Below are 19,538 nucleotides of genomic sequence, written 5' to 3'. Positions count from 1 at the left end.
ACCGAAGACGCGTTTTTTGGGGCGTCGTCCGGAATCTCCCGCCGTTCGTGCGACCGGCCATCACCTCCTCGTCGTATTTTTTCCACGATACGTCGAGACGTGATTCGGGCCTCGCTACGTCCTCCGCAGTTCGTACTCGATGCGCTCGGTCGCCTCGCCCTTCGACTCCCGGTTCGTTATCTCGACGCGGCCGAGGTCGCCGAGGCTATCGACGTGGGTCCCGCCGCAGGGGCAGTAGTCGAAGCCCTCGATTTCGACCACCCGGAGCGGGTCCACGTGGTCGGGAATGAGGTCGAGCAGTGCGCGACCCTCCTCCGTGCGCTCCTCGACCTCCTCGCGCGGGCGCTCGGCCTTGGTTACTTCGAGGTCACGCTCGATGGCCTCGTTTGACAGGCGCTCGATTCGCTCCACGTCCGCCGCGGAGAACTCCGCGGGTTCGAAGTCGATGCGCGAGCGGTCGGCGTGGACCTGATTGCCGGCGGTGGCCGCGCCGTACTCGTCGAGGACCACGCGCGAGACGACGTGCTGGGCGGTGTGCATCCGGCGGTGGGCCTCGCGGCGCTCGGCGTCGATTTCGCCCCGCACTCGGTCGCCAGAGTCGGGCAGGTCGCCTTCCACGTCCTCGACGTAGTGGCGAACGTCGCCGTGGTTCTTCCGCACCTTCGTCACCGCGGCGCTGCCGCCGTCCCAAGACAGTTCGCCGCGGTCGGCCGGTTGGCCGCCGCCCTCCGGGTAGAAGTACGTCCCGTCGAGGACGACGTAGTCGTCGGTCGCCTCGGTCGCGGTGGCCTCGAACTCGGTCACGTCGTCGGCGTCGGGGAGGTAGCGTTGCTCGGTCACGGTCGGCCAAAGGCGTTCGAGACGCTTAATCGGTCCGCTGGCGGAAACGGACGCCGGTCGAGTCGCTCGTGTCGGATTCCAGCGGTATCCCCGGTTCAGTTGAGCCATCCGGCGACTCGCCGACGGAGTCGGACGAAGAGCGGGGTCCGTCGCTCGTCGTCGGTCTGCGCTCGCTCGGTGCGGGTTCGTTCGGCGCGCGTCGCCGACTCGCCGACCGGCGACGCGGCGGGCCGACCCCGCTCGCGCGACTGGAACAGGTCGCGCGTGGCGAGAGCGAACAGCGACGCGCCGAGTCGGGTCCAGCAGACGACCCGGGTTCGCCGAGCGCGCCTGAGGAAGCCGTACCCGACGCTGACGAGGAGTATCGACGAGGCTACCAGCCACGTCAGTTCCATCGTTCTCCGGTTGGCGGGCGGTCGGCGGCGCGATGCAGACGAGTGGGGACCATGCGTGCGAAACCACAGTGCGTAGTGGCTTTGTTATGTATCGCCTGACGACGCTTTATAATTTTCTCCTTGAATAGAGGGAATATAAGTGGGGTGTAAAGAGTGTTTGTAACGCGGTAAGCACCCTCATCCGACCGCCGCGACGACGGCTAGCAGACCTGCGAGGATGCAGACGAGTCCGACTCGCCGTTTGTGCCGGGCGAGCGACTCCTCCGGTTCGGGCGGGACGTTGAGGAGGTTCGATTGCGTGCGGAGGACGGTCTGTGGAAACAGGTAGTCCGCGAACCCCCACGCGAGCAGGACGACGCCGACGGCGAGTTCGACGGGGAGGGACATAGGATGCTACTAGTCAACGTTGGGCGTGAAATAGGTAACTGCAGATGGTGCGCCAACGAACTGAACGTGAGAACACTCCCTCTCCGCCTCGGAACCGAGTGCTTGGAGAACGCGGTGGGAGCACGAGTTGCGGTTCTATCGGCAACTCTGTCACTCCGACAGTGACAAACAATTATGGACGTTTGCGGTGCGCGATTACGACATGGACTCCGAAGCAGTCACGACAGTCACGGTCGATTCGTACACCACACTCGTGGACGTCGGTTCCCAGATAGAAGCGCTAGAGGAACACGTCGACGGGATGGACGACGCCGAGACGGTGTCCCAACGCTGGCGGTCGCAGTACATCAACTACTCGATGGTCGCGAACGACATCGACGAGTATCGACCGTTCTGGGAACTCGTCGGGCAGGGACTGCGATACGCCCTCGAAGCGAACGGGTACGACGTCTCTGCGGACGTCCGCGACCGGATTCGACGCACGGTCTACGAGGACCGACTCACCGTCTTCGAAGACGTGACCGACGGAATCGACCGCGTCACGGATTTAGGGTACGAGGTGTACGTCCTCTCGAACGGGAATCCGGAGATGCTCGACCACCTCGTCGAGACCGCAGACCTAGATGGTATCGTCACCGACACCATAAGCGCCGACGAAATCGAGGTGTACAAACCTGACTCGGCTATCTACCGCCACGCCGCCGAGCGAGTCGGAACGCCAATCGACAGAATACTCCACGTCTCCGGCGGGAGCATGCGCGACGTTTGGGGAGCGAAACACGCCGGAATGCGCACGGCGTGGCTCTCGCGCCCGGAGGAGAACGCTCCTCACGAGGAGTTAGGTCCGGACCCGGACATCGTCGTGGAGGACTTCCACGACCTCGCGGACCGGTTGTCCTGAGTCAGTAGCGATGGGGGTGTGTCGATGACGTCACTGATTGCTGGTTCGTCGTGAGCGTCAGACGCGACGATGTGGAGTAGTTACGAGGAATACCTGTCGTTCACACGTTTGCTCGCAGTAGAATAGTCCCGGGCGGATTCGAACCGCCGTCATGGGCTATCTTCCGTAGCGACTCGTAACTCACCACGTCCAAAGGCCCATATGATTGGCCACTACACCACGGGACTTCGCTCACGTCGTTCGCTCGTCCCGTGAGCGTCGAGAATCCTCCGGATTCTCTCACCACCACGGGACTTCGTTTCCACATAATCGCAAGACGCACTTGAACGTATCGCAATAGAAAGCCACCGAGAAGGACCCACAGATTAGTCCGCTTCGCCTTCGCGGACCAGTTCGGCGCACATGTCGGCTTCGGCGTCGAAACAGTCCGGACACTGGGGTTCGCGGTCGATGATGGTGTCGAGTCGCTCCGCGACGGTCTCGTCGATGACGCTCTCGAGGGCTTTCGCCTCGCTCGGGAACTCCTCGACTTCGAGGACGTTGTGGAGGAAGCGCTCGATGATGCAGTAGGTCTGGAGCGCCTCGCGGGCCTGCTCGATTCCCTCGTCGGTGAGGCTGACCCCCTTGTACTTCTCGTGGTCGGCGAGACCGCGCTCCTGAAGTTTGCCAATCATCTCGTTGACGCTCGCGGGACTCACGTCGAGTCGGTCGGCGAGTCTGCCGGTCGAAGCGGGACCGTTCTCCATCTTCTGCACGAGATAAATCGCCTTTAGATACTGGTCTGCCGTGTTCATTCTCGGGCCTCCATCACTTGGGTCACTTCCTCGACGCCTTCGGCCTCCTCCTCGCGAATCGCCTTCAACGTAGTAAGCAACTCCTCGCGGTCGAGGGTGAACTCGGTGTCGCTGACCTCGATGGCCTCGATGAGGTCGTCGTAGAACTTGTAGGCGGTCTCCTCGCCGTGGAGTTGGTCGTAGAGGACACCGTCGAAATCTTCCGGTCCCGTCTGGGCGTAGTGACCCTCCACCAGCATCTCGATTTCTTCGAGCGGAACCGCTTCGGCGTCCAACTGGTCGATGAGCGATTCCAGTTGCTTTCGGTGGGCCGCGGACTCCTCGCGGGCCTCGTCGAGCAGTTCCTCGACGTCTTCGTCGCGCTCCTCGGGCGAGAGCGTCTCGTAGTGACGCGCCGCGCGAACTTCCACGACCTCCTCCAGTACCATCGCGATTTGGAGCAGGCGGGCGAGTTGATGGTCGGTCGAGACGCGCTGGCCGACGCTCACGTCGACCACCCGCGCTCGAACGGCGATACGTCAGTCATCGTGCCTAACTGGGGCGCTGGGGGACTTAACAGATGTGATTAAACTCGACAGCGAGACGAAAAAACGAGAGAACGAACGTCCAGCGACACCGCTGGCGAAACAGCGAGGGCCGAATCGGCTTACCGAAGCCGTTCGCGGACCTTGGTCTGGAGGTCCTCGGCGAGTTCCTCGACCTCGATTTCTTCGAGGACGGGGACGAAGAAGCCCTCGACCAGCATGTTCCGAGCGGACTCGTCGTCGAGTCCGCGGGAGGTCATGTAGAACATGTCCTCCTCGTCGATTTGGCCGACCGTGGCCGAGTGGCTGGCCTCGGTATCGTGGTTGTTGATGATGAGCTTCGGCGACGCGTCGGCCTCGCTCTCGTCGGAGAGCATCAGCGTGTTCTCGCGCTGGTAGGAGTTGGTGTCCCACGCCTCGCGGCCGACGTCCTGAACGCCCTCGTACACCGAGCGGGCGTCGTCGTCGAGCACGCCGCGGGTCACGAGGTCCGCGGTGGTGTGGGCCGTGTTGTGCCAGACGCGGGCCGCGATGTCGAAGTGCTGGTCGTCATGACCGAAGAAGGCCCCGACCGTCTTGGTCTCCGAGCCTTCGCCGTTCAGTTCGGTCTCGACGGAGGACTTGGTGAGACGGGAGCCGAGGTTGCCCTCAATCCAGTTGACCGTGGCGTAGTCGGCGGCCTCACCGCGCTTGAGCGTGTAGTTGTACGTCTGCTCGTCGAGGTCCTGCAGCGACCCGTACTGGACGTGGCTGTTCTCGCCCGCGGCGACTTCCACCACGCCGCTGTAGTAGCGGTCGCCCTCGACGTCCTCGCCGGTGTCCTGTCGCTCCATAATCGTCACCGAACTCGACTGCTCGGTGACGACCAGCGTGTAGTTGAACAGCGACTGGGAGTTCTGCGTGGTCCGGATGGTCACGTCCTCGGCGTCCACGTTCTTCGGGACGTAGACGACCGTGCCCGTGCTGAACAGCGCTGTCGAGAGCGCGGTCAGGTAGTTCTCCTGCGGGTCGACGACCGACCCGAAGTGTTCCTGCAGGAGGTCCTCGCGCTCCTCGACCGCCTCGGCGATGGACAGGACTTCGGCGTCCTCGGGACCGACTTGGTCTTTCTCCTCCGCAGCGTCGAGCGGGTCCACGAAGCCCTCGAAGTCGAGCGCGTGGAGGTTGGTCCAGTTGCGGCCGGGCGTCCGAATCACGTCGGGCATGTCGAGGTCCGAGAGCGCGTCGAGCGCCTCGAGACGCGTCTCGAGCAGCCAGTCGGGTTCGCCGAGTTCGTCGGATATCTGTCGGACCGTCTCCTCCGAGATGGTCTCGTGTACCTGCGTCGCAGTCATCCGAGACTCCCCTCCATTTCGAGTTCGATGAGACGATTCAGTTCCACGGCGTACTCGATAGGCAGTTCCTCGGTGATGGGTTCGATGAAGCCGGAGACAATCATCTGCTTGGCGTCGTCGTCGTCCAGCCCTCGGGATTGGAGGTAGAAGACGTCTTCGTCGCCGATTTTGCCGACGGTGGCCTCGTGGGCGACGTCGACTTTCGACTCGTCGATTTCCATGTAGGGCATGGTGTCGGAGACCGAGTCGTTGTCGAACATCAGCGCGTCGCACTCGACGCTAGTGCTGGAGTCGGTCGCGCCCTCCGAAATCTGGACGAGACCGCGGTAGTTGGTGCGGCCGCCGTCCTTACTGATGGACTTGGATTCGATAGTCGAATTCGTCCGCGGGGCGTTGTGGTAGACTTTGGCGCCGGTGTCGATGTTCTGGCCTTCGCCCGCGAACGCGATGGAGATGTGGTTCGCGGAGGCGCCGCGGCCCTTGAGGATGGAGCAGGGGTAGAGCATGGTGGCTTTCGACCCCATGCTGCCCGAGACCCACTCCATGCGGCCGCCCTTCTCGACGAGGGCGCGTTTAGTGTTGAGGTTGTAGGTGTTTTTCGACCAGTTCTGCACGGTGCTGTACTGGACGTGAGCGTCTTCGCCGACGAAGACTTCGACGCCGCCGGAGTGGAGGTTGTGGCTGCCGTACTTGGGCGCACTGCAGCCTTCGATGTAGTGGACCTCCGAGCCCTCTTCGGCGATGATGAGAGTGTGCTCGAACTGGCCCATCCCTTCCGAGTTCATCCGGAAGTAGGCCTGGACGGGCATCTCCACAGTTACGTCCTCGGGGACGTAGACGAACGACCCACCGGACCACACCGCGCCGTGGAGCGCGGCGAACTTGTTGTCGCTCGGGGGAACGCAGGAGGTCATGAAGTGCTCTTTGACGAGGTCTTCGTGTTCGCGGACCGCCTCGTCCATGTTGCAGAACACGACGCCTTTCTCCTCCCACTGCTCCTGCATGTTCTGGTAGACGACCTCCGACTCGTATTGCGCACCGACCCCGGAGAGGGCCTTGCGCTCGGCTTCGGGAATGCCGAGTTTCTCGAAGGTGTCTTGGATGTCCTCTGGCAGGTCGTCCCAGCTATCGGCACCTTCGCGTTTGTCGACGTCGGGGCGGATGTAGGGGACGATTTCTTCGATGTCGAGTTGGGTGAGGTCGGGTTGCCCGGGCCAGTCGGTGGGCAGGGGCATGTTGTGGTAGTGTTCGAGCGCGCGGAGGCGTCGCTCGCGCATCCAGTCGGGTTCGTCCTTGTCGTCGCTGATGAGGTTCACGACCTCCTCGGTCAGCCCCTTCCCGGATTTGACCGCCGCGCTCTCCTCTTTCTTGAACGCGAAGCGCTCTTCCGTGTTTGTCTCTTTCAGTTGGTCTTGTTCGGAACTCATGCTATCACCTTACGCAGCCTCGTACACTTCTTCGCGGACCCAGTCGTACCCCTTGTCTTCGAGCTTCTCGGCCAGTTCCGCGCCACCGCTCATGGCGATTTCGCCGTCGAGCATGACGTGGACGTGGTCGGGTTCGACGTAGTCGAGAATCCGCTGGTAGTGGGTAATCTGGAGGACGCCGGTCCCCTGTTCGTCGCGCAGGGCGTTGATGCCGTTCGAGACGTCCTGCAGGCGGTCGATGTCGAGACCGGAGTCGATTTCGTCCAGCACCGCGACGGACGGTTCGAGGATGGCGGCCTGCAGAACCTCGTTCTGCTTCTTCTCACCGCCGGAGAATCCGGCGTTGAGGTAGCGGTGGGCGAACTTCTCGTCCATGTCGAGCAGGTCCATCTTCTCCGAGAGAATCTGCTGGAACTCCGCGACGTCGACCTCGCCCTCGTCGGCGGGACCTTCCATCGGACTGGTCTCGTAGCCAGCGTCCTCCTCTTCCGCTTCGGCCTCGGCTTCCTCGTCGTCCTCGAAGAGTTCCTCGCGCTCTTCGAGTTTGGCGTTGAGCGCCTGTCGGAGGAAGTTGACCATCGTGACGCCTTCGATTTCGGCCGGGTACTGGAAGCCGAGGAAGACGCCGAGCGCCGCGCGCTCGTTCGGTTCGAGGTCGAGCAGGTTCCACGACTGCTTGTCCTCGGGGACGTCCTCGTCGTCGAGGTGGAGGATGACTTCGCCCTCGGTCACCTCGTAGGCGGGGTGGCCCGCGATTACCTTCGCCGTGGTGGACTTCCCGCTCCCGTTGGGACCCATCAGGGCGTGAATCTCGCCGGACTGTACCTCGAGGTCGACGCCGTTGAGAATCTTCTCGTCGGCTTCGACGACCTCTGCATGTAGATTTTTGAGTTCAAGCGTTGCCATTGTTAGGTTCACCTAAGTCGTTTGGAGAAAGGGCTGTGCGTCTCATAATGCTTTCGCATTCCCACGTAAATGGTTTCGCAGGTCGGAAAATAACTTTTCGGATTGTGAAAAACTATCCCGCGAGACGACGACACGGGGTGTCGGCGCCGACCTCTCGTCAGACGAAACTGCCGAGTCCGGTCTGTTCTTGGCCGGACTTCACTTCGTCCCACGAGATGTCGAGCGCTTCGAGGATGCGCTCGATGGGTCCTTGGAGCGTCTTGTCGAGCATCTTGTCCCAATCGACCTCGAACTCCGGCGGCACTTGGTCGGCGAACTCGAAGCAGATTACGTCGGGGTCCTTCTTGAACTCCCGATAGAGGCGGTCTTCGCGCGAATTACCGCTCGGGTCGAACCCCTCCTCAGTCTCCAGTCGCTGCCAGAAGTCCGGGTGGACTCCTTCGAGGTAGAGGCGCTTCGGTTTACTCCCGCGCTGGAAGTTGGTGCCGAGCATGAGGTTGGCGTACTTCGCCCCGCGGACCTGCGCGGTGTCGGTGTCGTAGTCGTCGAGTCGCTTCCCGATACCGCCGGGGATGCCGACGTCGTCGAGGTTCACGTTCCCGTTCTGGTAGTCCTCGATGACGTCGTGGACGTAGTCTTTCACATCGTCCAAATCCTCGCCGTGGACAATCATGTCGATGACCTGCTTCTGGACCGTCTTCGTGATGGGCGCGATGTCCGAGCGCTTGTACTCGAAGCCGGTGATGTCGATGTCGTCTACGTCCTTGCCCTCCTTCCAGACGATGTGGCCCGCGTAGCGCTTCTTCGTCCCCGCTTGGAAGAACCGCCGGTAGAGCTTCTCGAACTCGATTTGGAAGCGGTGTTCCTCGGCGTTGAGGTTCTCGCGGGCGAAGTTGTCGTACGACTCGTTGATTCGTTCTTCGAGTTCGAAGGAGTTCTCGATTGCTTCGTCCTTGGCGACGTCCTGCCCGATTTCGAGCATGACGCTGTCGGTGTCACCGTAGATGACCTCGTAGCCGAAATCGGAGACCGTCTCCTCGGTGTAGTTGATGACCTCGCGCCCGGTCGCCGTGACGGCCGCGGCGTTGTCCTTGTCGTACAGGCGGAAGCGGTCCCACCCCGACACGCCGTACAGGGAGTTCATCACGACCTTGACGGAGGCCTGCTGGTTGTCGTAGCGCTCGTAGGCCTCCGTGCCGGGTTCGTGTTGGTCGCGGAGCTGTTTCTTCTCCTCGCGCTCGGCCAGCAACTCCTCAATCATCTCCCGCATCATCCCGGCCGGCTCGGTCCGGAAGTGCTGGCCCGTCGGCGTGCGGTAGGTCTCGCCGTCGTACTCCTCCGGGTCGACCTTGGTCTCCGGCGAGGCGTTGACAGTCCACATGCACATCGGATACAGCGACTTCAGGTCCAGCACCGAGACGTTCTCTCGGACGCCCGTGATGGGTTCGAAGACCGCACCGCCCTCGAACTCCTCGCCGGATTCGACGGTGCCCTTGGACGGGAGCGCGAACTCGCCGTAGGCCTTGTGGAGGACGTACATGTCCACGGCGTCCCCGGCCGTCGGGGCGTCCTCCAGTTTGCACCCGACGAACGACGCCACTTCCTCGAAGAAGGCGACGATGTCCTGTTTGCGGTCGAGTTCCACGCAGAGTTCGACGTCCCGGAGGTTGTACTCCAGCAGGCGCTCGGGGTTCTCCTCCCAGAGGTCGCCGATGTCGCCGCTGTAGCGTTCCTTGCCGACGCCGAGTTCGACCTCGCCGACGGCGTCGAGGCGGTACGACTCCAGTTCGGTGCGCTGGTTGCTCTTGTACGCCCGCAGCAGGTCGAAGACGACCCGTCCCTTGATGTCGGGACCGTTCCAGTCAGAGCGCCAGACCTCGTTCACCCGCGAGAGGCGGTCGATGTCGAGGTCGTAGTCGTGGTGGGACCCCTGAAGCTGTTCCATCCGGTCGAGGAAGTACGGCGCGTCGAAGTCCGCGAAGTTCCAGCCCGTGAGGATGTCCGGGTCCGTCTCCTCGACGTACTCGACGAACGCCTCCAGCATCGCTTCTTCCTCTTCGAACACTCGGACGTCGGCCTCGAAGTCGTCCTCGATGGGGTCGTACCCGGCCAGTGCCGCGGGACCGTCGACGCCTGCCGGGGACTGGTAGAGCCAGTTGACGTACTCGTCGCGGTAGGAGTCGTGAGAGGTGAGACAGACGATGGTCTCCTCGCCGTCCTCGGGGAAGCCCTGCCGGTCGTCGACCTCGATGTCGAAGGTGTTCACCCGCGGCGTGACGTTCGCATCGACGGGTTCGATTTCCTCGTGAGAGATGCGGATGTCCCCGTCGTCGTCGCGTCGCTCGGGGAGCCTGACGCCGCTCTTGATGTCCTTGTCGATGAGCAGGCGGTTCGGGAACAGGATGTCGGCCTCGTAGTGGTCGAACTCGTCACGGACCTGCCCGACGTCTCGCGGCGTTCGACCGATGATTTTGACGAGGCGCTCGCCACGAATGGACTCGAAGAGGTCGCCGTGCTCGTCGGTCTCCCGGTAGGTGACCAACCCGTCGTACTGTGCAATCCGCTCGTCGTCGACGTTCTCCGCAGGTGCGTAGAAATACGGCTCGAAGTCGTAGACCTTGACGTGCTCTAAGCGCTGGTCGTCCGTGCGACCGAAGACGTGGACGACGGGTTCCTCGTCGTCGCCAGAGCCTTCGACGGTGTAATCGACCTGCACGACCGAGAGTTCGACTTCGCCCTCAGGGTCGGGAAGCCAGTCGTCGTCCCCGACCACCGCGTCGGCGCGCTGGTGGTCGCCTCCGGCGACGGCGCGTGCCTCGGCCTCGGCGTCGCGCTCGTCGTCACCACCGTCGGAGAAGTCGGTAAGTGTCGTCGTAGACCCCGAATCGCTCATGTATTCGGGGTTTGGGGCTTTCGGCTAAAAACCCTCGCTTTCGGCGGACCGCGGCGAGTCACGCGACCGACGAAACGGTTTCCTGAATGCAAAGACATATAACGTGTTAACGCATACCATGGGACGAGGTGACGCCTATGTCCGACCACGTCAACCCGAGCGACGAGCTGGACCGTGCGGAAGCGGCGCTTCCGGAACCCGACGACGCGGAAGCGACTGTCGAGTCATATCAGACAGAGGACGGGGTCGTATTCTACGACGCGGACAACCCGTTGGCGTGGTTGAAGGCGGGCGAACCGCTCACACTTAACGAACAACTCTGAGGACGGCGGGACGAAGCGCTTTTCCTCGTTCCGTTTCGACTGTCGAACAGTGGCTCCCGACGACTCGACGCCGGACGACACCGACCCGCCGGACACCGACTTACTGCCCGAGGACCCGCCGGAGGCGGAAACCGACTTGCTCCCCGACGACCCCTCCGAGGGTCTCGCTCCGGACCCGCCGCAGGTGTCGGTCCCGTCGGAGGAGGACGCACCCACCGAGGTGAAAAAGGAGTTCTGGTCGCTCGTGCTGCTGTTCAACGTCGCGCTGTTCGGGATGAGCCTCGGTATCATGCTCGTCGGCTTCGAGGGCCGGTGGGAGTTCGGCGGCGCGATATTCGCAGTGGGCGCGTTCGCCTTCGCCCGCGGGTGGTACGGTTATCGGAAGGCGACCGACACGTCCGGAGACGCCGACGGGGAGACCGACGCGGACGACGACGAGGGTGGGGCGACCGACGCAGACGACTCCGAGCGCGAGGTTCCGGACGAAACGTCCGACGACGCCGAACTCCAGAAGGACTAACCGCGCGCCGCGCCAACGACCGGCCATGCGAACCGTCCGGGACGATTCCGGGACCGTCTACCTGCTCCTCAAGGAGTCGAGCGACGCCTGTAAAGTCCGGAACCCCGAGACAGGGGAAGAGAGCTACCGCGACAGCGACGAACTCGAACCCGCCTCCGGCGAGTCGGCGCTGGCGGCGGCGGCCCGCGCCGTCCCGGAATCGGCCCGTCGCGTCCTGACCGCGACGCCGGACGAACGCGCGCTCGGCCTGCTCGTGGACCTGCGCGAGCGCGGCCCCCACTCGGTCCGCCACCTGCTCGACGCCACCGACCTCTGCGAGAGCGACCTGCTCGGTCTGTTGACGGAGTTCCGCGCCGCCGGACTCGTCGAGGAGACTCGCGTGCTGGGTGAGCGCGGTTACGGGACGACCGACCGAGCGGACGAGGGTCTCGCACTGCTCACCGGCGAAAGAGGCGACCCGTAGTATTTCTCGGCACCTCTCGATTCGAAGGGAGAAACCACCGTCGTCAGTCTGTCAATCTCCTCCCGGCAGCCGTCGAGTTTCGTCGTCAGTCCGCCGCTTCCAACAGACTCTCCCGACGCTCGACGGTGGAGCGGTTCGACACCGAGTCCTTCTCGACCCACACCACGTCGTCGGCCGCCGCGACGAGTTCGTCGTCGTGGCTCACGACCACAATCTGCTCGACGCCGAGTTCGCGCATCGAGTTGACGAGTTCCGCGAGTTGGGCGACGTGACCCGAGTCGAGGAAGACGGTCGGTTCGTCGAGGATGAGCGGCGGCATCGGAGCCGTCCCCTCGATGCCCTCCGAGAGCAGTCGGTAGATGGCGCACCGGAGGCTGAGGTTGAACAGCGCGCGCTCGCCGCCGGAGAGTTGCTCGGGGTCGAGCGGTTCGCCGTCCTTCTGGTAGACGGTGAGTTCGTACTCGCCATCGAGTTCGATGCGCGCGTACGAGTCGTTCTGGTACACGAGGTCGAACACCTCGTTCAACATCGCTTCCAACTGGTCCACGTTGCGCTGGCGGAGTTCGGCCCGGAGGTCGCCGTACATCTCCTGTAGCTCCTCGGTCTCGTCGCGGAGCGACTCCAGCGACTCGACGCGCTCGGCGAGTCGCTCCCGTCGGTCGCGCAGGTGTTCGAGTTCCTCGATTTCGCTCTCGATGCCGCCGATTTCGCTCTGGAGGTCGTCGCGCCGGTCGCGGAGTTGGTCTAGTTTGACCTCGACTTTCTCCAGATACTCCTCGGCCTCGCGCTTGTCCTCGCGGGCGACTCGACCTTCTGGTCGTCGTAGCTCTCGCGGAGGTCGCTCCGGCGCTCGCGCTTCTCGGCGAGGCGCTCGCGCCGGAGGTCGTTCTGTTCCGCCAGACTCGCGCGCTTCTCGCGGTGGCGCTCGATGTCGTCCTCCGCGTCCTCGATTCGGTCGCGCAGCGACCGAATCTCCTCCAATCGCTCCCGTTTGGCCGCGAGTTGCTCGCGCTCGGCTTCGAGTTCCTCGGCCTTCGATTCGCGGTCCTCGGCCTTCGCCCGGAGTTCGTCGGCGTCCGCGCGCTTGTCCGCGGCGTCGGCGTCGAGGTCGTCGGCCTCCTCGCGGAGGTTTTCGGCCTCCTCGCGCTTCTCGGCGACCGACTCCCGCTTGTCGGCGACCAACTGCTCGAAGTTCTCGCGGCGGTCCCGGAGATTCTCGACCTCGCGCTCGGCCTCGCGCAGGCGCTCGGCCTCGTCGAGTTCGTCGGCGACGGTCTCGCGCTCCTCGCGGAGGTCCGCCAGTTCGGTCTCCAGTTCCTCGACGCGCTCGCGGTCCTCGGCCAGCGTATCGACGTGCGGGGAGTCTTCCACCGGTTGGCCGCACTCGGGACACTTGCCCTCGTCGAGGAGTTGTTCGGCCTCGGACACGCTGTCGCGGGCGCTCTTGAGGTCGGCTTTCACGTCCTCGATGCGACTCTGGAGGTCGGTCTGAGCCTCGCGTCGGTCTTCGAGGTGCGCGTCGGCGTCCCCGAACTCGACGGGCGCGTCCTCGAACGCCGCCTTCTCGGCCGCGATGTCGTCGCTCAACTGGTCGAGTTTCTCGCGGCGCGTTTCGAGGTCGGACTCGGCGTCGTCGGCCTCGGTTTCGAGCGTCTCGGCGCGCTCGCGCTTGTCCGCCGCCCGCCCTTCCAGTTCCTCGGCCTTCTCGGCGAGGTTCCCGGCCTGCGTGTCGAACATCTGGGCCTGCGTCCGCGCGTCGTTGAGGTCCGCCGCGAGGTCCTCGTCTTCGGCGTCGAGTTCGTCCAGTCGGGCGTCGAGCGCGTCCTCGTCGGCCGAATCGAGGTCGGTCTCCGCCAGCAAATCGGCGACGTCCGCTTCGAAGTCCTCGACGCGCTCGCGGAGTTCGCGGACGCGCTCGCCGTGTTCGGTCCGTTGCTGTTCGGTCTCGCTGATTTCGCCTTCGAGTTCGTCGATGTCCTCCGACAGCGACTCCAACTCCTCGCGTTTCTCCTCGTAGGTCTCCAGTATCTCGACCGCCTGCTCGCGGGTTCGCTCGGCGGTTTCCTCGTTGTCCTCGAAGCGCTCGATTTCGGTCTCGACCTCCTTGAGGTCGGACTTCCGGTCGTTCAGGCGAGCGTGGAGATTCTTCTCTTCCTTCTGCTCGATTTGGCTCTCCAACTCCGAGAGGCTCCCACGTTTGTCGTCGAGCACCGACGTGACCCCCAGTCGGGCGTCGCTGGCGCGCTCGCGGTACTCCTCCAGTTTGCCGAGTTGGAGGAGGTCGTCTATCATGTCTTGGCGCTGCCCGGCAGAGGCGTTGATGAGCTTGTTAACCTCGCCCTGCCGGACGTACGCGCAGTTGACGAACGCCTCCGAGTCCATCCTGAAGAGCTTCGTAATCTCGGCGCGGACGTCTCGCGCGCCCTCGATGGTGTCGTCGGGCGTCTCGAGGACGCACTCGGCGGTCGTGGCGCGCTCGCCGGTCGCCCGAATCCGCCGCCGGACGTGGTAGTCACCGCCGTCGTGAGTGAACCAGAGTTCGATGACCGCCTCCTCCTCGCCGATGGTGACGACGTCGTCCAGCGTGCGGTCCAAGGCCTTCGCGCCGTAGAGCGCGAAGAAGCAGGCCTCCAGCAGCGAGGACTTTCCGCTCCCGTTCAGGCCGTGGATGACGGTCACGCCGCGGTCGAGTCGCAGGTCGGCGTCGGCGTAGCACTTGAAGTTCCGGAGGCGAACGCGGTCGAACTTCATAGGTACTCCTCCAGCGTTCCGTCGCTCTCTCCGGTTTCCTCGGGCGAGGAGTCACCCGTCGCTTCGGCGTCCGCGTCGGCGTCGACTTCCGTTGCGGCCTCGGCGACTGCTTGCACGGCCTCGGAGTCGTCCGGGTCGGGCGCTCTCTCTCCGCTCTCGCCGGTCGAGGCGTCCGCTTCGTTCTCTCCGCCGTCGGAGTCGTCGGTTCCTCCCGCTCTCGCCGAACCGTCTCCGTCGTCCGGCGCGGACTCGAACGCCGAGAGGTCGCCGTCCTCGACCAGTTGGCTCACGCGGCCCTTGACCGACTCCCGGACGTTCGAGTCGGCGATTTTGCTCGCCCGGACCGTCTCGTCGATACCGCGCGCGGCCTCGCTCAGGCCGAGGTCGCGGACGCGTTCGCGTACGGCGTCGTCGGGGTCGGCGAACGAGACTTCGACCTCGCCCTCGTCGTCCTCGACCTCGCGGCGGTCCGCGACGCGGGCGACCAGCGCACCGGCTTCCAGCGCGAACTCCTCGACGCGGGCGGGCGTGACCTGTTCGCCCTCGCCGTCGATTTCCACGATTGCCACGGCGTCTTCGAGGTCGCGCTCCCGGAGTTTCTCGCGCACGCGGTCGATACCTTCGTCTTCGGCGAGGTCCGCTTCTACGTACTCGAAGTCGCGGGTCGCGTCGAGTCCCCGGCGCGTGATGGTCACGTCGCCGTCGAACTCGACGATGTTGTAGCCGCGGTCCTCGCGCTCGTCGGCGCTGCACCGTTCGGTCGAACCGCAGTAGGTGACCCACGTGTCGGCGACCTCCTTCGTCCCGGGCTTGTGGTTGTCGCCCAGCAGCATCGCGTCGAAGTCCACGTTGGCCTCGGTCAGCACCTCCTCGGCGTCCCAGTCGCCGAGGTCGAAGGGCTGGAACAGGCCGTGGCTCACGAGCGCGGCGTGGGGTCGGTCGTGTCCCTCGAACCGATAGTCGAGGTCGTCGCGCTTGGACTTGGGGACGTGGTCGAGACCGTAGAACGCGGTCTGGCCGACGACCTCCGGTTCGTCGCGGAGTCGCGTGGCGAGACCGAGCATTTCGAAGAGGTCGAGCCACTGGCGGCCCCGCGTCCCCTCGTGGTTGCCGACGATAGCGAGGAAGGGGATGTCGGCGTCCCGGAGTCGGCCCAGAATCGAGATAGTTCCGTGGAGGGCGTCGAGGTCGGGGCGACGGTCGTGAAACAGGTCTCCGGCGTGAATCACGGCGTCTACGTCCTCGGCGATGGCGTCGTCTATCACCTGCTCGAAGGCCCGGAGGAAGTCCTCCCGTCGCTCGGGGGAGTGGTACTGCCGATACCCGAGGTGGGTGTCCCCCGTGTGTATCACCCGTGTCATCGATTCGTCGTTTGCGTCCGGTGCCTAAAGGCGTTCCGTGACGGTGCAACCCGGCGACGGCGTTCTCGACTCCGTCCGCGCCGACTCGTCGTGACGGTCGTCATACCCGAGCATCGCGCGCTCTCCCCTATAAACGTTGGTCCGCCCGGCGCGCGGCCCCTCAGCGCAGCGACGCCACCGTCGCGCGCCACGCCGAGAAGAAGACGACGCCGGTGGCGGTCACGACGAGCGCGAAGGTCCACGGCGCGTCGCCGTGGAAGACTTCTGTCGAGCGAAGCGCCAACCCGATAGCGGCCGCGAGGACCCACGCCCCGGCCGCTCGCTGGACCGCGGTCCGAACCGTTCGCGTCGCGCCCGGCGCGTACGTCCCCACCACGAACGCGGCGACGACCCACCCGGCGAGGAACGGGGCTATCGTGCCCGCGACGCGGCCCGGCATCGTGACGGGGTTCACCCCGTGGCGGAGTTCGCCCATCACGAGGAATCCGACCATCACCAACAGGTCGCCGAGCGCGAGGCGCGCCGTACCCGGAGAGCGGTTCACCCGCGAGCGCAGGAGTCCGTCGGCGTTGCTCATGGCGCCGCTTTAGACCCGGGCGATTATCATTCCCGCGATGCGTGCCCGACGACGGTGTACTCGAACCCCGACGTCCGGAATCTGGCGTCGAGTCCCGCGTCGGCGACCGCCCGGCCGAGGTCCTCGGGCGCGAAGAACGTCGAATCGAAGCCGTAGAGGTGTTCGCCGACTTCGACGACTCGGCCGACCAGCGACGTCGGGTCTATCTCCCGAATCACGAGGACGCCGCCGGGCCGGAGGACGCGCGCCGCCTCCGCGACGGCGCGCTCGTAGTCGCCGAAGTGGTGGAGCGCGTCCACGACGAGGACCGCATCGACGCCCTCTGCGGCGAACGGGAGGGTCGCGGCGTCGGCCCGGACCGCCTCGAACCCGTTCCTGCGCGCCTGCTGCGTCATGCCCTCGGCGGCGTCGGCGACGATGCGCTCGGAGACGCCGAGCGCGCTCGCGCCCCGGCCGGTTCCCCCGCCCACGTCGAGGACGCGTTCTACCTCTCGGTCGGCGAACGAGAGGGCGTCGCGGAACTCGGCGGCGTCGGGCGTCGGCGCGAACCAGTCGTAGAACCGGGCCGTTCGGTCGAAGGTGGCGGTGTCGCCAAGCGCGTGGCTCATGGTCGAGACGACGTGCCGAGACGGCAAAAAAACCGGACTCCGGTCGGCGTGACTGTCGATTGCAGGTCGGGAGTCGCGACTCGGGCAATCGGGTGGCTCGTCGGAACACAAGTTGGACCACGGAGACGGAAATCTGGACGGGGACCCGAGCGAAGCACAGTTACCGCGCGAAACCGAAACCGGACTCATGGAGTACTCGCTGGTGGGATGGCCGGAGGACGGTCCCCAGATACGACTCGACCACCGCGAGTTCAGCTACGCCGGGAAGTTCGTGATGTCGAACACGGGGAAGGCGGTCGTGCGCGAGGACGAGGGAGAAGACGGGGACAGTGACGGAGAGGGAACCGACGAACGCGAAGTCGAGACAGACGACGGGTCCGGGGAACGCGAGGTGGATTCCGGGCGAGACCCCGAACGGGACCGCGACTGGGTCGAGGACGACCGAATCGTCGCCGCCGTCGCGTTCAACGAGGACCGGACTGACCCGGCGACGGCGTGGCTTCGGTACGTGACCGTCCGCGAGGACCGCCGCGGGGAGGGTCTGGGCGCGCGCCTCGCCCGGTTCACGACCGCGCGCCTCCGCGAGCGAGAGTACGACCGCGTGAAAATCGCGGTGAACAACGCCTTCGCGTACCACGCCCTCTACAAGGCCGGGTTCGGCTACACCGGCGAGCAGACCGGTCTCGCAGAACTGGTGCTTGCCCTGCCGGGCGACCGGTCGCGCGAGCGCTACCAGTCAGGGCTGGACGTCTACCGCGAGCGCGACCGCCTCGCGGACGAAGAGCGGTCGTTCTTGGCCGCGAAGTCCCACGCCGACCCGCCCGAGCGAGTCGAGTCGCCGTAACCCGCCGTTCCCCTACTCAGACCACGCGAAGTGCGATACGACCCGACCTCGACGGACAGCGGCCGCGCTGGCCACCGGGGTTAAACCGAGCGGCGTCGAACCAGTATCGAATCCGGGGGTTCTGGGAATGAGTGAACGAGACTCGCTACGGGGGCGCCACGAATCGCTGTGGATGGACACGACGCCTCGGACGGATTTTCCGACGATGGACGGGCACCGCCGAGTGGACACGGTTGTCCTCGGCGGCGGCATCACTGGAGTGACCGCGGCGGTCCACTGCAAGGAGGCCGGTCAGGACGTCGCACTGCTTGAGAAGGGTCGAATCGTCGAAGGAGTTACGGGGAAGACCACCGCGAAGGTCACGTCGCTGCACTCGCTGATTTACCACCAACTGCTGGAGAAACACGGCCGGGAACGAGCGCAGGGGTACGCCGAGGCCAACTCGGCCGCCGTCGAGGAAATCGCGGACCGCGTCGAGAGCCACGACATCGACTGCGACTTCGGCCGGCTTCCGGCCTACACCTACGTCACCGACGAGAAAAAGCGCGGTCAGGTCGAACGCGAGGTGTCGGTCGCCCAGTCGCTGGGTCTCCCCGCCGCGTTCGTCGAGGACCCGCCGTTCCCCGGGCGAAGCGCGGGCGCGGTCAGGTTCGACGAGCAGGTCCACTTCCATCCCCGGAAGTACCTGCTGGACCTCGCCGAGGAGATTCCCGGTGAGGGAAGTCACGTCTTCGAGAACACGAAGGCGACCGGCATCGGTGACGGGTCGCCCTGCGAGGTCGAAACTCCGCACGGCACCGTGACCGCCGACACCGTCCTCGTCGCGACCCACTTCCCCATCGAGGACCCGGCGGCCTACTTCGCCCGACAGTTCCCGCATCGGTCGTACATCCTCGGCGTCCGCCTCGCGGAGGAACCGCCCGAGGGGATGTTCTACCGGAAGTCCCAGTCGTACTTCTCGGTGCGCCCGTATCCCGGTGCGGAGGGGAACCTAACTCTCGTGGGCGGCCAGAGTCACAAGACCGGACAGGGCGGTTCGACGACCGAGCGCTACCGGAGACTCGAACGGCAGGCCCGCGAGCACTTCGACGTGGAGTCGGTGGAGTACCGGTGGTCCACGCAGGATTTCAGTTCGGCGGACAAGATTCCCTACGTCGGGCGACTCGGCCCGGGGTACGAGAACGTCTACGGCGCGACGGGGTACGGCGGCTGGGGGATGACCAACGGGACCGCCGCGGGGATGCTGCTGGCGCAGTTCGCCCGCGGCGACCCGAACCGCCTCTGGGCGCACACGTTCGACCCCGAGCGCATCGACCCCGGCGCGGCGGGCAAGAAACTCGTCACCGAGAACGCCAACGTCGGCAAGGAGTTCACCCGAGACTGGGCCGAGGCACTGCTCGGGACGGCGGACGAGACGGTTCCACCGGGCGCTGGCGAGGTGGTGCGGCGCGACGGGAAACCGCTCGCAGTGGCCCGCGACGAGGAGGGCGACCTCCACGTCAGGTCGGCGGTCTGCACCCACATGGGGTGTATCGTCCACTGGAACGACGGCGAGCGGTCGTGGGACTGCCCCTGTCACGGGTCGCGGTTCTCGATAGACGGCGACGTGTTGGACGGTCCCGCGAACGAGGAACTGCCGAGTCGCTGGGAGTGAGTCCCGGTGTTGGCGCGCCGAGCAGTAGCTTTCAAA

The 19,538-nt window shown here is 65.1% G+C and carries 18 protein-coding genes, 1 tRNA gene and 1 pseudogene; 6 read left to right on the top strand and 14 right to left on the bottom strand.

What is annotated here, in order from left to right; translation table 11 throughout:
* Positions 1-114: 114 nt before the first annotated feature.
* The 3 genes from FXF75_RS11485 to FXF75_RS11475 form a co-directional block, all read right to left on the bottom strand.
* Complete coding sequence (locus tag FXF75_RS11485; RefSeq protein WP_309221802.1) at positions 115-840, bottom strand: alanyl-tRNA editing protein; 726 nt, start codon at positions 838-840, stop codon at positions 115-117.
* A gap of 95 nt (positions 841-935) precedes the next feature.
* A complete protein-coding gene (locus FXF75_RS11480; RefSeq protein WP_163522037.1) occupies positions 936-1,235 on the bottom strand; it encodes a hypothetical protein in 300 nt (99 codons plus the stop codon).
* Positions 1,236-1,412: 177 nt separating this feature from the next.
* Positions 1,413-1,622 (bottom strand): hypothetical protein, encoded by a 210-nt coding sequence (locus FXF75_RS11475; protein WP_163522036.1) that lies wholly within the window; start codon positions 1,620-1,622, stop codon positions 1,413-1,415.
* Positions 1,623-1,824: 202 nt separating this feature from the next.
* On the opposite strand from FXF75_RS11475, the gene FXF75_RS11470 reads away from it, so the two are divergent.
* Complete coding sequence (locus FXF75_RS11470; RefSeq protein ID WP_163522035.1) at positions 1,825-2,523, top strand: haloacid dehalogenase type II; 699 nt, start codon at positions 1,825-1,827, stop codon at positions 2,521-2,523.
* Positions 2,524-2,646: 123 nt separating this feature from the next.
* Here FXF75_RS11470 and FXF75_RS11465 read toward each other — a convergent pair.
* From FXF75_RS11465 to FXF75_RS11435, 7 genes are all read right to left on the bottom strand, one after another.
* Positions 2,647-2,750: transfer RNA gene (locus FXF75_RS11465), tRNA-Gln, on the bottom strand.
* A 138-nt stretch (positions 2,751-2,888) separates the two neighbouring features.
* Positions 2,889-3,317 carry a metal-dependent transcriptional regulator gene (locus FXF75_RS11460; RefSeq protein WP_163522034.1) on the bottom strand — a complete coding sequence of 143 codons (429 nt, stop codon included), beginning with the start codon at positions 3,315-3,317 and terminating at the stop codon, positions 2,889-2,891.
* Positions 3,314-3,805: a ferritin-like domain-containing protein gene (locus tag FXF75_RS11455; protein ID WP_163522638.1), complete on the bottom strand. Its 492-nt coding sequence runs from the start codon at positions 3,803-3,805 to the stop codon at positions 3,314-3,316. Before FXF75_RS11455 ends, FXF75_RS11460 begins: the two co-directional genes overlap by 4 nt.
* Positions 3,806-3,963: 158 nt before the next feature.
* Positions 3,964-5,175: a Fe-S cluster assembly protein SufD gene (sufD, locus tag FXF75_RS11450; protein ID WP_163522033.1), complete on the bottom strand. Its 1,212-nt coding sequence runs from the start codon at positions 5,173-5,175 to the stop codon at positions 3,964-3,966.
* Positions 5,172-6,602 carry a Fe-S cluster assembly protein SufB gene (gene sufB / locus FXF75_RS11445; RefSeq protein WP_163522032.1) on the bottom strand — a complete coding sequence of 477 codons (1,431 nt, stop codon included), beginning with the start codon at positions 6,600-6,602 and terminating at the stop codon, positions 5,172-5,174. The genes sufD and sufB overlap by 4 nt, the downstream gene beginning before the upstream one ends.
* Positions 6,603-6,611: 9 nt before the next feature.
* Positions 6,612-7,508 (bottom strand): ABC transporter ATP-binding protein, encoded by an 897-nt coding sequence (locus FXF75_RS11440; protein ID WP_163522031.1) that lies wholly within the window; start codon positions 7,506-7,508, stop codon positions 6,612-6,614.
* Between the two features lie 157 nt (positions 7,509-7,665).
* Positions 7,666-10,401: a DNA-directed DNA polymerase gene (locus tag FXF75_RS11435; RefSeq protein ID WP_163522030.1), complete on the bottom strand. Its 2,736-nt coding sequence runs from the start codon at positions 10,399-10,401 to the stop codon at positions 7,666-7,668.
* A 137-nt stretch (positions 10,402-10,538) separates the two neighbouring features.
* On the opposite strand from FXF75_RS11435, the gene FXF75_RS11430 reads away from it, so the two are divergent.
* From FXF75_RS11430 to FXF75_RS11420, 3 genes are read left to right on the top strand one after another with little or no spacing between them, the layout of a single operon-like run.
* Positions 10,539-10,724: a hypothetical protein gene (locus FXF75_RS11430; RefSeq protein ID WP_163522029.1), complete on the top strand. Its 186-nt coding sequence runs from the start codon at positions 10,539-10,541 to the stop codon at positions 10,722-10,724.
* A 49-nt stretch (positions 10,725-10,773) separates the two neighbouring features.
* Entirely contained in the window at positions 10,774-11,244 is a 471-nt protein-coding gene (locus tag FXF75_RS11425) for a hypothetical protein (RefSeq protein WP_163522028.1), read from the top strand.
* 25 nt (positions 11,245-11,269) lie between these two features.
* Positions 11,270-11,707, top strand: coding sequence for a hypothetical protein (locus FXF75_RS11420; RefSeq protein WP_163522027.1), 438 nt, complete (start codon positions 11,270-11,272; stop codon positions 11,705-11,707).
* Positions 11,708-11,792: 85 nt separating this feature from the next.
* On the opposite strand, the pseudogene rad50 reads toward FXF75_RS11420, so the two are convergent.
* The 4 genes and pseudogenes from rad50 to FXF75_RS11400 form a co-directional block, all read right to left on the bottom strand.
* Positions 11,793-14,458: pseudogene (gene rad50 / locus FXF75_RS11415) on the bottom strand (DNA double-strand break repair ATPase Rad50).
* Complete coding sequence (mre11, locus tag FXF75_RS11410) at positions 14,455-15,819, bottom strand: DNA double-strand break repair protein Mre11 (protein ID WP_163522026.1); 1,365 nt, start codon at positions 15,817-15,819, stop codon at positions 14,455-14,457. Before mre11 ends, rad50 begins: the two are co-directional and overlap by 4 nt.
* A 160-nt stretch (positions 15,820-15,979) precedes the next feature.
* Positions 15,980-16,396 (bottom strand): DUF3054 domain-containing protein, encoded by a 417-nt coding sequence (locus tag FXF75_RS11405; RefSeq protein WP_163522025.1) that lies wholly within the window; start codon positions 16,394-16,396, stop codon positions 15,980-15,982.
* Between the two features lie 26 nt (positions 16,397-16,422).
* A complete protein-coding gene (locus FXF75_RS11400) occupies positions 16,423-17,004 on the bottom strand; it encodes a class I SAM-dependent methyltransferase (RefSeq protein WP_163522024.1) in 582 nt (193 codons plus the stop codon).
* Positions 17,005-17,191: 187 nt separating this feature from the next.
* Between FXF75_RS11400 and FXF75_RS11395 the strand changes: the two genes are divergently transcribed.
* Together FXF75_RS11395 and FXF75_RS11390 are read left to right on the top strand one after the other, a co-directional pair.
* Positions 17,192-17,848 carry a GNAT family N-acetyltransferase gene (locus tag FXF75_RS11395; protein WP_163522023.1) on the top strand — a complete coding sequence of 219 codons (657 nt, stop codon included), beginning with the start codon at positions 17,192-17,194 and terminating at the stop codon, positions 17,846-17,848.
* A gap of 223 nt (positions 17,849-18,071) precedes the next feature.
* Positions 18,072-19,502, top strand: a complete 1,431-nt coding sequence (locus FXF75_RS11390; RefSeq protein WP_205427519.1) for an FAD-dependent oxidoreductase — start codon at positions 18,072-18,074, stop codon at positions 19,500-19,502.
* Positions 19,503-19,538: the final 36 nt, after the last annotated feature.

The organism is Halorussus sp. MSC15.2 (genome assembly GCF_010747475.1).
GTDB lineage: Archaea > Halobacteriota > Halobacteria > Halobacteriales > Haladaptataceae > Halorussus.
This window is presented reverse-complemented; position numbering and strand designations above follow the sequence as displayed.